The 15,144-nt window shown below is 45.5% G+C and carries 15 protein-coding genes; 8 read left to right on the top strand and 7 right to left on the bottom strand.

Going from position 1 to position 15,144, the window contains the following annotated elements:
• Positions 1-252: 252 nt before the first annotated feature.
• Positions 253-2,799: a glycosyl hydrolase family 18 protein gene (locus R7035_RS04275; RefSeq protein ID WP_262651586.1), complete on the top strand. Its 2,547-nt coding sequence runs from the start codon at positions 253-255 to the stop codon at positions 2,797-2,799.
• Between the two features lie 168 nt (positions 2,800-2,967).
• Here R7035_RS04275 and R7035_RS04270 read toward each other — a convergent pair whose 3' ends face one another.
• Entirely contained in the window at positions 2,968-3,825 is an 858-nt protein-coding gene (locus R7035_RS04270; protein WP_025768741.1) for an alpha/beta fold hydrolase, read from the bottom strand.
• 128 nt (positions 3,826-3,953) lie between these two features.
• Positions 3,954-4,544: a TetR/AcrR family transcriptional regulator gene (locus tag R7035_RS04265; protein ID WP_005374416.1), complete on the bottom strand. Its 591-nt coding sequence runs from the start codon at positions 4,542-4,544 to the stop codon at positions 3,954-3,956.
• A 250-nt stretch (positions 4,545-4,794) separates the two neighbouring features.
• Here R7035_RS04265 and R7035_RS04260 point away from each other — a divergent pair, with 250 nt between their 5' ends.
• Positions 4,795-5,820 carry an acyltransferase gene (locus tag R7035_RS04260; RefSeq protein ID WP_171344996.1) on the top strand — a complete coding sequence of 342 codons (1,026 nt, stop codon included), beginning with the start codon at positions 4,795-4,797 and terminating at the stop codon, positions 5,818-5,820.
• Between the two features lie 420 nt (positions 5,821-6,240).
• Complete coding sequence (gene nhaD / locus R7035_RS04255; protein WP_005374422.1) at positions 6,241-7,671, top strand: sodium:proton antiporter NhaD; 1,431 nt, start codon at positions 6,241-6,243, stop codon at positions 7,669-7,671.
• A 37-nt stretch (positions 7,672-7,708) separates the two neighbouring features.
• Here the strand turns inward: nhaD and R7035_RS04250 are convergent, their stop codons facing one another.
• On the bottom strand, positions 7,709-8,104 hold the full coding sequence (locus tag R7035_RS04250; protein WP_053308033.1) for a GFA family protein: 396 nt from the start codon (positions 8,102-8,104) through the stop codon (positions 7,709-7,711).
• Between the two features lie 201 nt (positions 8,105-8,305).
• Here R7035_RS04250 and R7035_RS04245 point away from each other — a divergent pair, with 201 nt between their 5' ends.
• On the top strand, positions 8,306-8,914 hold the full coding sequence (locus tag R7035_RS04245; protein WP_005374427.1) for a YitT family protein: 609 nt from the start codon (positions 8,306-8,308) through the stop codon (positions 8,912-8,914).
• A 72-nt stretch (positions 8,915-8,986) separates the two neighbouring features.
• Here R7035_RS04245 and R7035_RS04240 read toward each other — a convergent pair whose 3' ends face one another.
• The 3 genes from R7035_RS04240 to R7035_RS04230 all read right to left on the bottom strand — a co-directional run bounded on the left by R7035_RS04240 (position 8,987) and on the right by R7035_RS04230 (position 11,752).
• Positions 8,987-9,805: a hypothetical protein gene (locus R7035_RS04240; protein ID WP_213869889.1), complete on the bottom strand. Its 819-nt coding sequence runs from the start codon at positions 9,803-9,805 to the stop codon at positions 8,987-8,989.
• Between the two features lie 100 nt (positions 9,806-9,905).
• Positions 9,906-10,388, bottom strand: coding sequence for a methylated-DNA--[protein]-cysteine S-methyltransferase (locus R7035_RS04235; RefSeq protein ID WP_005374431.1), 483 nt, complete (start codon positions 10,386-10,388; stop codon positions 9,906-9,908).
• Positions 10,385-11,752, bottom strand: coding sequence for an AlkA N-terminal domain-containing protein (locus R7035_RS04230; RefSeq protein WP_033907222.1), 1,368 nt, complete (start codon positions 11,750-11,752; stop codon positions 10,385-10,387). The genes R7035_RS04235 and R7035_RS04230 overlap by 4 nt, the downstream gene beginning before the upstream one ends.
• Before the next feature lie 194 nt (positions 11,753-11,946).
• Between R7035_RS04230 and R7035_RS04225 the strand changes: the two genes are divergently transcribed.
• From R7035_RS04225 to R7035_RS04215, 3 genes are all read left to right on the top strand, one after another.
• A complete protein-coding gene (locus tag R7035_RS04225) occupies positions 11,947-12,150 on the top strand; it encodes a hypothetical protein (protein WP_017633816.1) in 204 nt (67 codons plus the stop codon).
• A gap of 327 nt (positions 12,151-12,477) precedes the next feature.
• On the top strand, positions 12,478-12,921 hold the full coding sequence (locus tag R7035_RS04220; protein WP_005374434.1) for a DoxX family protein: 444 nt from the start codon (positions 12,478-12,480) through the stop codon (positions 12,919-12,921).
• A gap of 9 nt (positions 12,922-12,930) precedes the next feature.
• Positions 12,931-13,626: a pirin family protein gene (locus tag R7035_RS04215; protein ID WP_005383228.1), complete on the top strand. Its 696-nt coding sequence runs from the start codon at positions 12,931-12,933 to the stop codon at positions 13,624-13,626.
• 81 nt (positions 13,627-13,707) lie between these two features.
• Here the strand turns inward: R7035_RS04215 and R7035_RS04210 are convergent, their stop codons facing one another.
• On the bottom strand, positions 13,708-14,601 hold the full coding sequence (locus R7035_RS04210) for a LysR family transcriptional regulator (RefSeq protein ID WP_005374436.1): 894 nt from the start codon (positions 14,599-14,601) through the stop codon (positions 13,708-13,710).
• A 149-nt stretch (positions 14,602-14,750) separates the two neighbouring features.
• Here R7035_RS04210 and R7035_RS04205 point away from each other — a divergent pair, with 149 nt between their 5' ends.
• Positions 14,751-15,104, top strand: a complete 354-nt coding sequence (locus R7035_RS04205) for a DUF413 domain-containing protein (protein ID WP_005374439.1) — start codon at positions 14,751-14,753, stop codon at positions 15,102-15,104.
• Positions 15,105-15,144: the final 40 nt, after the last annotated feature.

The raw sequence follows: 15,144 nt of genomic DNA, 5'->3' as shown, positions 1-15,144 counted from the left end.
ATAATTTTAGTTTCTGCTGAGATTTTATAAATTATTGACTCAGTCTGACACTTTCTGTGTAACAGAGTGCGAGTTTTAGTTAAGTTCTCTCAAGTGCCTCGAAAACCGTCTTAATTTTTTTTGACGAAAAAAAACTCTCTGAAATGCTGAGTGTGATGCTTTTGCACGTGGAGTAAATCCAATCATCTTATCTGGTGCAAGAGCAGCCTATGTTCTAGGTAGAACATGAATCCAAGGATTGAGAGAGAAGTTATGATTCGATTTAACCTATGTGCAGCTGGAGTTGCTTTAGCGCTATCAGGTGCTGCAGTTGCGGCTCCAACCGCACCAAGTATCGATATGTACGGTTCCAACAACCTTCAATTTTCTAAAATTGAACTCGCGATGGAAACCACGTCAGGCTACTACGACATGGTGAAATACCATGATCAAGCGAAGATCACTGTTAAATTTAACCAGTGGAGTGGCACACCTGGTGACACTTACAACGTCTATTTTGATGGTGTAAAAGTAGCAAGCGGCCCTATCACTGGTAGCCAAACGACAGCTTCGTTTGAATACGGCCAAGGTGGCTTATACCAAATGGAAATCGAAGCATGTGATGCGACAGGTTGTGCGAAAAGCGCACCAGCTGAAATCACAATTGCAGATACCGATGGTTCTCACCTGAAGCCACTAACGATGAATGTTGATCCAAACAACAAAACCTACAATACCGATCCAAGCGTCGTGATGGGTACGTATTTTGTTGAATGGGGCATCTATGGCCGTGACTACACCGTCGATAATATGCCGGTCGACAACTTGACTCACATCCTTTACGGTTTTATCCCAATTTGTGGCCCAAATGAGTCTGTGAAGTCTGTTGGCGGCAACAGTTTCAACGCGCTACAAACTGCTTGTACAGGTGTGCCTGATTATGAAGTCGTTATCCATGACCCTTGGGCTGCTTATCAGAAGAGCTTCCCACAAGCTGGTCATGAATACAGCACGCCTATCAAGGGTAACTACGCAATGCTAATGGCATTGAAACAACGTAACCCTGATCTAAAAATCATCCCATCGATCGGTGGTTGGACACTGTCTGACCCATTCTTCGATTTCGTGGACAAGAAAAACCGTGACACATTCGTCGCATCAGTTAAGAAGTTCCTGAAAACTTGGAAATTCTACGACGGTGTTGACATCGACTGGGAATTCCCTGGCGGCGGCGGTGCAGCAGCCGATAAGGGCGACCCTGTAAACGATGGCCCAGCATACATCGCACTGATGCGTGAACTGCGCGTAATGCTTGATGAATTAGAAGCTGAGACAGGCCGTACTTACGAGCTAACGTCCGCTATCGGTGTCGGTTACGACAAGATTGAAGACGTAGACTACGCAGATGCAGTTCAGTACATGGATTACATCTTCGCAATGACTTACGACTTCTACGGCGGTTGGAACAACGTTCCTGGTCACCAGACTGCGCTTTACTGTGGTTCATTCATGCGTCCTGGTCAGTGTGACGGTAGTGGCGTTGATGAGAACGGCGAACCGTACAAAGGTCCTGCTTACACAGCAGATAACGGCATCCAACTTCTTCTTGCTCAAGGCGTTCCTGCGAACAAGCTAGTACTTGGTACAGCAATGTACGGTCGTGGCTGGGAAGGCGTAACTCCAGATACGCTAACCGATCCAAACGACCCAATGACAGGTACTGCTACAGGTAAACTGAAGGGCAGCACAGCACAAGGTGTTTGGGAAGATGGCGTAATTGACTACAAAGGCATTAAGTCATTCATGTTAGGTGCAAACAACACTGGCATTAACGGCTTCGAGTACGGCTACGATGCACAAGCAGAAGCACCATGGGTATGGAACCGTACTACGGGCGAGTTGATCACATTTGATGACCACCGTTCAGTGCTAGCAAAAGGTAGCTATGCGAAGTCTCTTGGTCTTGCTGGTCTATTCTCTTGGGAAATTGACGCGGATAACGGTGACATTCTAAACGCGATGCACGAAGGTATGGCCGGTGGTGTGGTACCTCAACCAAACCGTAAACCAACCGCAGCCGCTGGCGCAGATCAATCGGTAACAGGTCCTGCAAATGTGGTTCTAGATGGCAGCCTGTCAAAAGACTCTGACGGCACCATCGCAAGCTACGCTTGGGAACAAGTATCTGGCACAGCAGTGGCACTAACAGGTGCAAACTCAGCGAAAGCAAGCTTTGATGCAGCAGAAGTTACTGTTGAAGAGCAATTAACTTTCAAGCTGACGGTGTCTGATAACGAAGGTGCAACGGCATCTGACCTCGTTGTAGTAACAGTGAAACCAGCAGGTGTTGTTGACCCAGTGAACAACGCACCAGTAGCGCAAGTTGTTGCTCCAGCAACAGCAAACGCTGGTGACGTTGTGGTTGTAGATGCATCTGCGTCTAGCGATGCAGACAACGATACCCTGACATTCAACTGGACTCTACCTCAAGGTCTGAATGCAACGGTTGAAGGCTCCAAAGTCACGTTCACTGCTGCGGAATACCCGCAAGACACAAGCTTAAGCTTCACTGTAAGTGTGAGCGACGGTAAAGCGTCTTCATCGGCAAGCGCGACAGTGGTTGTTGCACAGCACACAACCGATCCGAACCCTGGTACTTGTGACAACGCATGGGATGCGAGCGCAGTGTACACAGGTGGTAACCAAGTGACTCACGCAGGTAAAACGTGGGAAGCGAAATGGTGGACTCAGGGTGACGATCCTAGCCAATCTGGCGAATGGGGCGTTTGGAAAGAAGTTGGCGTAGCTAACTGTAACTAATTTCAGCCTTGCAGACGTTCTGCTAAATAAACAAAGGACAGCTTCGGCTGTCCTTTTTGGATTTAACCTCTTAACGAGGAGAGCAACACCAGAGACGAAAAAGTCTGAGGTGTTACTTTCAAACCGAATTAGCGCAAAACGGAGCGAATCAATCAGTAAAAGTAAGGGTTACCAAGCACTATCGAGCAAACGGTCAAAACTACTGAAGACTTGCTCACACTTCATCACTCGACCATGCCCCTGACCTTGTGTTGTCACTAACTCAACGTTTTTAATCTCTTCAGCCGCTTTTGCCGAGACACTGTATTTGGTGAACTTGTCTTGCTCATCATGAATAATAATGGTGTGAGACGGACGCTCAGACAAACGCTTCATCGGATCAATGGACTGTAACGGATAACCAAATTGGTCTTCAACTTCTGAAACCACAGCATTAAAAAGCTTCATCGAGTAACCGGAACGTGCAATGCTACCGAATAAGTTCTCTACGTAATTTAATACCGGAGCAATAAGCAGCAAAGGCTTGTTTTCTAACTTACTGTGCCTACACTCAAGAGCAGAAGCGGTGCCCATGCTGTGCCCAACTAGGCCAACAATATCCTCGACCGTATCCAACACATCTTCTAATCCTCTGACAAACCCCGGAATGTGCCCATACTGCCCCTCACTCCCACCATGTGCCGGATGATCGTACGCCAAAGCAGTAAACCCTTTCGACGCAATATGTTCCATCAGTGGATAAAACTGACTTGCCGTTCCAGACCAACCATGAGTTAGCACCCAAATAGGTCCAGATCCCAAAGTATAGGTTTTGATGATGCCTGCATGCCCTTTAATTTCACCTTTGATAAGCCCTTGAGGTTCAATATTTTTAGGTTGCGTACGAGCAGGTGTCAGAAGAAGCTTGCGCGCGGTCTTCTTTGCATGTGACGGGGCCAGTGTATGGTGTAACCGAGTACTAATGTTCACCAAACTGCGCTTAATACTGAAACGTTGCGATGTATTAAAGTAAATTTTTTCACTCATAATCATGTCCTTAACTATCAGCTTTGCACAAAATAGAACGGTCGTGCTTTTTACGCTGATAAGAAAGAGCGAACTCAGCCGCTCTTTGTGATTTTATGTCTACGAATCTGGGAAGCGAATAACCGATATTAGCCTTTCCAGCGAGAAAATAAGTTGTCGATCCCTTGCCAAAACAGACGCAAGCTTTCTTGCTCACCTTTAATTGAGTAAAAAACATGCGCACTCAAATAGAGACCGTACAAATCAAACGTTGCTTGGCGTGTATCTAAGTCTGCTGCAAATTCTTGCTTCTCTTTGCCTTTCGCTATTTGGATCTCCAAATAACTCAGCCAAGTGTCTATGGATTTACGCAGTCCGGCCTGAAGCGGGCAATCTTTATCTGCCGTATCATTCCAAGCGTCAAGAAACATACAACTTCCTTGGAATGCGTGATTCCAAGTCATCCAAGAGTCGAGCAACCCTCGAATTTTACGCTCGATATTGCCATCCCCGAGTTCTCGAGCAGGCTCAATAACCCGATCAGCGAACACTTTATTGGCGTGATCAAGCACCGATAGCTGTAAATTCAACTTCGAATTAAAGTGGGCAAACAGACCACTTTTCGACATACCGCATTGCTTGGCTAACTCTCCAATCGTAAGACTTTCTAATCCGTCTTCGCTGGCGATCTCAAAAGCCCGCTGCAGAATAAACTCTTTTGTCACTTTTCCTTTTTGCATAATCTTATTTTTAGCACGATCGTTCTTTTTTGCAATCTCGAGTTAACTGGTCTAACCATTATTCAGTGCTATTTTCGACTCACGAATCAGGTATTGATTGCGTTAATAGGTTAATAATTAAGAAGTTTGAAGTAAGTCTTAATTTTCGAAACAGCTTCAATGTAAGCGCAAGTCTGTTGACTTTTTCACGTATTACTTCAGTAACAACCTGCTATTTTCACCTAAGTTTTTTATTTAGGTAAACAATGTAATGGCAAAGAAACAAAAAATAGCCAGCTTAGAGTTTGCACGTATCATTGCGATGCTTGCGATTGTGGGTTTGCATTGCCAGATGGCACTGACGTACTGGCAGTGGAATGGGATACCATGGGTTGGCTATATGCTCAACCAACTGGCTCGTTTTGCTGTTCCGCTGTTCTTTCTCATCTCGGGTTATCTAATCCAGCCGAAGTTGAGTCACTCACCTATCGATACTCTTAAGAACTACGCCAAACCGTTAATGAAGGTTTGGCTCATTTGGAGCATGATCAGTTTACTGATGCCATTCCAATGGCAAACGGTCGCTGAGGCAGGGTATCTCGCCGAAAGGCAAGGTTATTGGGGGTACTTAATGTCAACCCCGATCAATTCACTCATCGAAGGCGGACTCGTTCATCTGTGGTTTATTCCGGCTCTGGTCATTGCCGTAGCGTTAATTGCCTTTCTCGTGCATATCAATATGGTGCAACTGATACTGCCAACTGCAGTATTGCTATACATATACGGGGTCTTTGCTGGCAGTTACGCGACCATTACCGACCTGCCAGCGCCTTTCTTTACTCGTAACGGGCCTTTTTTCAGCACGTTGCTAGTTGCTCTAGGTTATTCCGCACGAGAAGCGCAGTGGCGGTGGTCGCGAAACAATACGGTTCGATGCATTATTCTTGGCATGGCACTGCATTTTGGTGAAGCTTACTGGCTGATGCAACATGACATCGCTTTCAACTCGCACGACTTCCTATTCGGTACCGTTATCTGGGCTGTAGGTGTCTTTATGTGGCTTTTGGCTCACCCTCATTTTGGCGACATGCCTTGGGTCTTCAAACTATCTCCTAGCGTGTTAGGGATATATGTTAGCCATCTGCTTATCATAATTGTCATGATGAATGTCGCTGGATTTATCGGGCTGCAACACCTCGCGAAAGATGTGTTTATTTATCCTGCAACGATTGTTGCAACCATACTGCTTGTGAAAGCAATTGACACTTCACCGTTGAAAAAATGGCTCCTACGCTAAATGCATTCAGCTCTAGATATAGCTAGCTTTAACTCAAAAGGGTTAGAGCTAGCCAGTTAAAAATGAGATTTCTCTCTCACTGACCAATTTTTGACTTTCTAATCCTTCAGAATTTGCTTTCACTCACAAAAAACATTGTTCATTTCCTTTAAATTGGCTCGACTATTACAACATTGCTCATTAAACGGAGGCTGTATGTGGGCAGGTCAAGGACTCGTTCCTTTTTTAGAGATTAGTCACTGGTTAACTTACGGTTTATATGCCGCTGCGGTTTTATTCGGCGCAGCAAGCATTGCGTCACTCAGAAAATAGTGGCGCACACTATCATTTCCTAACTCCTACTGTTAATTCGAGCTCTCTCACAACTAACTCATTCATTTGTGGCTAATATTTCTCCAACCAGACAAAGGAGAAATGTCTATGCCAATCTATCCAATTGTGGCTTTCTGCTGTTTGTTGTTCTCTAGCGCCACCTTTGCTGCATCAACCAATGAACTGAATCTTGTTAATTCTGGTGTCGGTTACGCGGCTCTGATTATCTTTTCGATCGCTTACATACTGGTTATGTTGGAAGAGTATCTGAAAATGAGAAAATCCAAGCCAGTGCTGCTCGCTGCAGGATTAATTTGGATTCTGATTGGCTACACCTTTGCTCAACACAACCAGCCTGAAATCGCCAAATCCGCACTAGAACACAACTTGTTGGAATATGCCGAGTTGCTGCTGTTTTTGCTCGTGGCGATGACTTACATCAACGCAATGGAAGAACGCAAACTCTTCGATGCCTTACAGGCGTGGATGGTTGGTAAAGGTTTTGGATTCAAAAAGTTGTTCTGGCTGACGGGGTTTCTCGCTTTTGTCATTTCACCGATTGCCGATAACTTAACTACGGCCCTTTTGATGTGCGCTGTAGTGATGAAAGTCTCTGGTGATAATCCTAAGTTCGTCAATCTTGCTTGTATCAACATTGTTATCGCAGCCAACGCTGGCGGTGCATTCAGCCCATTTGGTGATATTACAACCCTGATGGTGTGGCAGGCCGGTCATGTCAGCTTTGCTGAGTTCATTCCGTTGTTTGTACCGTCATTGGTGAACTACTTGGTTCCCGCATTTTTGATGTCACTTTTTGTTCCAAACACAAAACCGAATACGATTCACCAACACGTTGAGCTAAAACGCGGGGCAAGGCGTATTGTCGCGTTGTTCATTCTGACGATTGCCACCGCAGTCTCTTTCCATGCTGTGCTGCACTTCCCACCCGTTATGGGCATGATGATGGGCTTGGCGTACTTACAGTTTTTCGGATATTTTTTGCGCCAAACTCTCAAACACTCACTCGCAAAAAAAGCAGCTATGGCAATTGCCAATGGCGATGATCAGGCATTGAAGCGCTTAGGCTCAGTGGTTCCGTTTGATGTGTTTCATCGTGTGTCTCGAGCCGAATGGGACACCTTGTTGTTCTTCTACGGTGTTGTAATGTGTGTTGGCGGTTTAAGTTTACTTGGCTACCTCGAACTGGTTTCAAACGTCATGTACACGCAATGGAACCCAGTCTGGGCAAACGTAATGGTTGGTGTCCTATCTGCAATCGTCGATAACATTCCGGTTATGTTTGCTGTACTGACCATGGAACCAAGCATGTCGATGGGCAACTGGCTACTGGTCACATTAACCGCAGGTGTCGGTGGCAGTTTGCTTTCCATTGGCTCCGCGGCAGGCGTCGCTTTAATGGGAGCCGCGCGTGGACAATACACCTTCTTTGGCCACCTAAAGTGGGCTCCCGTCATCGCCTTGGGTTATGCCGCCAGTATTGCGGTACACTTGTGGATGAATAGCGGTTTATTTACTTAAAAGCACCGACAATCAGGTGCTTAACTTGCAACACAACCTAGCGGTCGGATGGATGGTTAACGCCATCCATCACTTCAATCGCTCCCAACTCATATGGGTTGACGCCCTCTAAGCAGCCGACATTATAGCCATACTCACTCGGGTCAGAACGACGCTGATGGTGCGTATAAATACCGCACTCGCCACAGAAAAAGTGCTTCGCAGTGTGTGTATTAAATTGATACTGCTTCAAGACGTCTTCGCCTTGCATAATACGAATACCGTTCAAAGGTACAGATGCGACAATCGCGCCACGACGTCGACACATAGAACAGTCACACCGTCTCGGTTTCTCAATACCATTGGGTAACGCCAGTTCCAGCTCAACTTTTCCACAGTGGCAACTCAGTCGATGTAATGTGTTGATTTGGGTGTTGCCAACTTTCTTAATCATAACTTTTCCTTGTTGTTTTTCTATCTGTGTACATTATGTTAAACAGGTTAATATCATCATAATCTCGTCCAAAAACTCGACATCCATCACTTTTCGCGACATTTTATTGGCCGATTTGTTAGTTGCTATTTTGGCGACTGTCTATCGCGTCCGTGAGACGTGTTATCTCCGGCGCGGTTTTTAAACCAAGGAAATTAATTTATGGACAAAGATCATAGCCTAAGAGAGAACCTCTTGGCTCTGACGCTCGGCAGTGCGTTAGTGTCACTTGGGGTGATATTTTTTAGCAAAGTAGGATTGCTCACTGGCGGTACGGCTGGCTTGGCGATCTTCCTAACCAAAGTGAGTGACTTCAGTTTTGGTCAGATATTTTTCGCTCTTAACCTCCCTTTTTATATTTTATCTGTGATGCGCATGGGTTGGCGCTTCACTATCAATACCTTTATTGCGGTTTCGATTGTCTCTTTTGCGGTCGATCATCTGCATCATGTGATTGAGATTTCACGAATCGAACCTTTCTATGCGGCACTTTTGGGTGGTGGACTGATTGGAATCGGTATGTTGGTAATTTTCCGTCACAAAATGAGTTTGGGTGGCTTTAACATTCTAGCGTTGTACCTTCAGGAACGTTTTGGAGTTCGAGCGGGTAAAGTTCAAATGGCGTTAGATTGTGCCATCGTGGTGATGTCACTGTTCATTGTAGATGTGCACCTTATCGCTCTATCTGTTCTAGGTGCCATCGCAACGAACTTGATTTTGGCGATGAACCATAAACCAGGACGATACCAAGCAAAAGCGCAAGCAGCATAATCATCGCTGCATAGTCAACAACCCTAAAGCCCCCAGCCAGTCGCTCGGGGCTTTTTTCATTCAACGCTAAGATCACGTCAACGAGCTCGTTTTGCAGTGCTGCTGCATCTCTTCATCCAATTTAGCTTTATATTTCTGACTAAGATGGAAGTGTACTTGCATCAACAAGTCATGTGCGTGGAACAGCTCAAACGCGTCGCTACCATTTTGCTGACAAATAACCTCACAGCGCTCAGCATGCACTTTGGCTTCTTGCGGTTTATCTGCTTTAAGCAAGCTCATCGCTAAGCGATACTCTGCGCGCTCTTCTTGCATCCAACCCCCTGCCACTTTCCAATAGTCTAGCGCGAGTGTCGCTGCTTCTAGCATCTTCGATTTTTCCATGCACGTGCGCTCAGCCAGCGCTTCGTACTGACATGCTAAGTTGTTCGCAGTGATCGCGATAGCGCGCGCTAATGGCCCTTCTGCATCGTTCGGCGTCATTCCTAACGCTGCCTTCACCAACCATTGACTCGCCAGTTCAAGCTGAACAAGTGCAGAAAGTTCATTCGAAATCAAAGCGTAAACTCGGCGTTGTTCTTGCTCTTCCAATAATTCCATATTGTCAGTGCCATCTACGAAATAGCGCGCAACGGCAATACTGCGTTGAAATGCCAAACTCTCGGCAACCTTGCGTTCATCAAAGTGCTCTAAACAAGTAAGAAACTGTTCTGGGCACTGGAGATGCCCAATAGCGGTATGCAGCATCAATACGAATATTCGCTCGATTTGGGTAACGTCTTCCACCTCGCTCAGAGCCGTTTCTAGCTTAGCATAAACTTGTTCGGGATTTTCCTCGTGATGCTGCCAACACTCACTCATGAAGGCATCAAAATCCGTTTTGAAAGGCATGTCCTTATTGTCCTTCTTCTATTCGTATAACGATTATGAAACTCTACACTATCGTTACCCCTGTGTAGCACGCTTAATCCCAATACGAGAATCGCCTCACTTAAAGCGGTGTACCTTGCTCCAGCGCAAGCAAACGTTGCTTGCGCTCCACTCCACCTGCATACCCAGTCAGTTTTCCGCTTTTGCCAATAACGCGATGACAAGGTACCACGATAGAAATCGGATTCTTCCCGTTTGCTAACCCAACAGCACGCACAGCTTTAGGGTTACCTATCGCATTCGCGAGATCTTGATAGCTCCACGTTTCCCCATATGGAATGGTCGTTAGTGCCTGCCAAACTTGATTTTGAAAATCAGTGCCTGTCGCTGCAAGGGGCAAGTCGAATTCGTTGCGCAGACCAGCAAAGTATTCATCCAGTTGGGTGACAGCTTGGCGCAAGACCGGATGCTGCTCGTCTCGCACCCCCAGCTCACTCGGCTTAGTGGTGCATGTTTCAAACCAAATGCCAAGTAAGCCCTCAGCGTTCGATTGGATAGTCACCGTTCCTAGTGGACTCGGCATTTCGGTATAAAATGTTTTCATGATTGATTCCATAAGTGAAACGTCGCGTAGCTTCCCCAAGGGGTCGCAGTGTGCGTATTCAGTGATGGGTAACGCTGCATCGCCTTTTTCACCACTAAGTCTTTATCTAGAAAGCAATCGGGTTGAGATTGCCCTCGCAGTTGAGCATAACTGACGGTCCAAGGTCCAATGCCTTTCAAAGCTAGCCACTGCTGGGGGTCAGCTTCTGAGTTGTCCTGCATAAACTGGGCGAAGCGCACTAGCGTCTCTTTACGGCTTTGCGGCATGCGCAAAAAGCTCACGTCGGCGTTCGCAATATCACAGGGAGTCGGGAAAAAACGTTTTTCTGACTCACCACTAAGTGTGGCCACCAATAAGTTAAGTTGACCAATCGCAGCTTTAACCGACACTTGCTGGCCTAAAATAGCTCTAACCCCTGCTTCCCATGCATTCCATACACCTGGAATACGAATACCTTTACTCGACACGAGCCCAGGCGCGACATACTCCAAATGCTGCTCAACAGTACAAATATCAGCGTCAAGATCGAACATACGACGAATGTCAGACACCAAGTTTTGCAGCTTCGTTACGTCTTCAATTTCAAACGCCAGTTCTAAGTATCCTTCACCTTTTGTCGCTTTAAACCAGGCTTTGCTGTTATCCAAAAAAACGTTGCGCTGATAACTCTCATCCCTCACCAGCTCAACCCCCTCAACCGCTCGCAAACGATAGAAGTCCAACATGTGCGACCAATTCAACTCACCTCGATAAGGTAAGGCAATTCGATTGCAACCCGCACCATCAAACTCTTTACGGCGTACTTGAGAAGGCGTTAGTTTGAGAAACTTTTGAAAAGCATCGTTAAAGCGGCGCGTACTGTTAAAACCTGACGCAAACCCCACGTCGGTGACCGACATAGAGCTGGAGTGAAGCAACTGTTTGGCGAACATTAGTTGCTGATATTGCGCATACTGCTTGGGTGACATTCCTAGATACTGCTCAAATAACATACGTAAGTAACGGTCAGAAATCCCAACACGCTCAGCCAACTCAGACACCGAATGGTGATGCAACTCCCCTCTATCAATTAACGAAATCGCTCGTTGAAAGGTCGTCTCGACACCTTTCCATGCCCAAGATCCAGGAGCGCTATCAGGTCGACAGCGTAAACACGGACGGTACCCTGCTTGAAGGGCTTGCGTCTTATCAGCGAAATACTCAACATTTTCTTCTTTAGGCAAATTTGCCGGGCAAATCGGACGACAAAAGATTCCCGTTGTTTTTACCGCCACATAAAATCGCCCATCAAAACGACTGTCTCGCGCGACTCGCGCCTTGTGACACTGCTCAAAGGTCAGTGAGGTATGGGGGTGAATAAACATAGTGCTTTCCTTGCTCATGCCTTTTGTCATTTATTGTTCATAGGCATCGTTCAATATAGTGTTATTGTAGCTTGCTTAAGCGCCCATAATTAGCCATTTTCGGAACTCAATATTGAGATTTATTGGCATTAGCGCTTTTGTACACTAAAGTTAGATCCAGAACATCACAACAACGTCGGCTAAAGGGAATTGGCATGGACTTACATACTTGCGTAATTGTATTAAGAAACCAAAAGGTTATTACCAGTAAATCCGTAGATCATTCTATTGGAATTATCGAACGAGACTCAGATAACGAGATCTCAGAAATTCAGATTAATGCGACGGATGGACGTAATATTCGAACTTATCACTACAACAATGTAGAGGAGTCATTAGAGAGCTTAATGAACCTCTGACGGTTTTCTTTAACACACCTTTCTCCCTTGTTAAAAGCGAAAGCAATAGAGCACAGTACATGTGCTCTTTTTTTTTGTTTAACAGCAAAAATGTTTATCGAAAATAATGACAGACCTTGATTTAAAACAGACAATAATCGGCAAATAAACACCCGAATGTAAAAACCAAGAAATTGATTTAAATAAATAAAAACCAATCATTCAATTTTTTAGAACGAGTTTATCAAAATCCTCCCGTTATTTTTATGTTCGCCTCTACCTAAACTGTTCTCAACAGCACGGGAGCACACGCTTCCCACTCATTGAAAAGAGTCAGAGGACAGAATCATGAAAGCACTATTACAGAAAATTACCACATCAAACGCAGGTTACAGCGCACTATCACTTCGCGTTCCAATCGGCATTATCTTTATGGCGCACGGCGCACAAAAACTATTTGGCTGGTTTGGTGGCTACGGCCTAGAAGGCACAGGTCAGTGGATGGCATCTATCGGTTTAGGTCCTGGCGTACTCATGGCGTTACTTGCGGGCAGCGCAGAGTTCTTTGGCGGCTTGTTCATTTTACTTGGTCTGCTAACTCGACCAGCAGCGGTTGCTTTGGCGTTCACGATGGTGGTAGCGATATTCTCTGTCCACTTTGAGAATGGCCTGTTCATGGCAAACAACGGTTACGAGTTTGGCTTGGCATTACTGGCAGCGAGCGTTTCTCTGGCGTTCTCTGGCGCAGGTAAAGCAGCGTTAGATAACTTTTTAAACAAAAAGCTCTCTTAAGGAGGCCTTATGATTACGGTAAGACATGCAGCAGACCGAGGTCGAGCAAACTTTGGCTGGCTTGATAGCAAACATACGTTTTCTTTTGGTAGCTACTACGATCCTCAACATATGGGCTTTTCCGAGCTGAGAGTCATTAATGACGATGTAGTCAAGCCTGGCGCGGGTTTTGATACACATGGCCACCGTGATATGGAGATCATCAGCTATGTGTTGGAAGGTGTTATCGCACACAAAGACAGTGAAGGTAACGTCAAAACACTACCTGCAGGTGAATTCCAACTCATGTCGGCAGGGAAAGGGATTTACCACAGTGAGTACAATGCATCGAACCAAGATACGCTGCGGTTTCTACAGATTTGGATTCAACCGAACACATTTGGAACCAAACCAGGTTATCAGCAAAAAGATTTTGGTCGCAATCCTGGGTTAACGACTATAGCAACTCCAACTGGAGAAAACGGCACGCTACTTATTAAGCAAGATGCGACTTTGCATCAGTTAATTCTTGAGCCAAGTAGCGAACTAAACTTTGAGATTGAGTCGGGCCGAAATCTATTCATCCATCAAGTGACTGGGAGCCTTAGTGTCGACAATACCACTTTGACGGCTGGCGACGGCGCGAAGATTGAACACCAGAGTAAGGTTGTTTTGCGCAATACATCAAACGAAAGCACAACAGCCCTGTTGTTTGACTTACCATAACTATCGATTCATCGAGATAAAAACAAAGCCGCCTTGATTTCTCAAGGCGGCTTTTTCGTTTTTCTGACTTTTCATTCAACGCTATTCGTCGGAAGTGCCAGAACCAATTTGCTGAAAACTGTAAGCGGTCAGTGGATCGATCTCTTTGACAATTTCTTCCACTTGCTTAATCGCGTCTACAGACGAGCTAGCTTTACGATAGCTCAAATAGATAGGGCGACACCAATCTTCTACTCCAGACACCTTGTGAAGCTGCCCATTAGCGATAAATGGCTCCACGAGAGAGATTGGTAAGTACGCGGCTCCACCCTTCTCTAAAATAAAGTCCAATGCGATACGCGCTGTTGAAGTGCGTAAATATGGAGCCGGAATCTTAGGGTGACGCTCAGAATGCTCTGAGGAGAAACGCGTCCCCCAGTCAACGTACACATATTTGTTTTCGAAAACGGTGTCTAAAGAATCTTTCTCAGTTGATACCAGAACGAGAACAACATCCGCCACTTTTTTACAGTTAAGCTCATCAGCTTTGATCTGATCGAACGCAAATGCCATATCTAACGTGCGCTCTAGCAAGCTACGACTGAGCATCTCACGTCCCATCACTTCTGCCATGAAGCCATAACCACCAAACGAATCTGTGACGACACTTAAACAATTCTGTAAATAAGCGTCCCAAATGTTTGGCGTGCCACCTAACGTTAGTTGCAGCGCTTTGCCATCTTCAAGCGATAATTCTAGCTTCGCTTGTTGCAATGTAGTGACCATTACCTCGGCATAGCTGATTAAGCGCTCACCTGCAGAGGTCAACTTTATGTTATTTCGATCACGAATAAACAATTGCGTATCGAAGTAACTTTCCAATTGTTTGATACGTGCGCTCACAGCGGCTTGGGTAATATAAAGGTTCTCAGCAGCACGTCCGAAGTGACGAACTCTTGCCAGCTCTAAAAATGTTCGAAAGACTTTTACATCCATAAACCATCTCCTGGTTAATATAAAACCAGATTAACAACTAATTAAAATCATGACGACAAAAAAGTTTTGTTTTTCTTTTGTTAGATTTAAGCCTAATTTTCGCCGTAAGTTCACTACATTCATCAATAACGGTTACAGAGGCTGTTGACATGTCTGACACTGAATTCCGTCATGGCAAAAAACGTTTTTACGATAACGTAAAATTCCCACGCGGCTTTGCAAAGTCTGGCGATTTTACTCTTTCAGAAGAGGAAATCCTAACAATTTATGGGGATACAATGCTTGGCTTAGAGTCAGGCGAATTAACACCTGAAAACAGCGAAGAGAAACACTTCATCAAGGTGTTAGAAAACCCGGGCAAAGCAAAAACAAAACTTGAGCGTACGTGGCTAAAGTACACCCAACTTGCTCGTGGTCGCAAGCGCTTCCATACGCTAAATGGTCGTAACAAGCCTGACGCCACAGAAGAATACATTGAAGAGAGTTTGGTTGAAGACGATTAATAACCAATAACCTAGTTCTCGCCTTTTTCTAGCAGTAGGC

Source organism: Vibrio sp. 1731 (assembly GCF_033339955.1).
Classification (GTDB): Bacteria; Pseudomonadota; Gammaproteobacteria; order Enterobacterales; family Vibrionaceae; genus Vibrio; species Vibrio alginolyticus.
The sequence above is the reverse complement of the archived record's forward strand: the minus strand, read 5'-3'. Positions and strand labels throughout refer to the sequence as shown.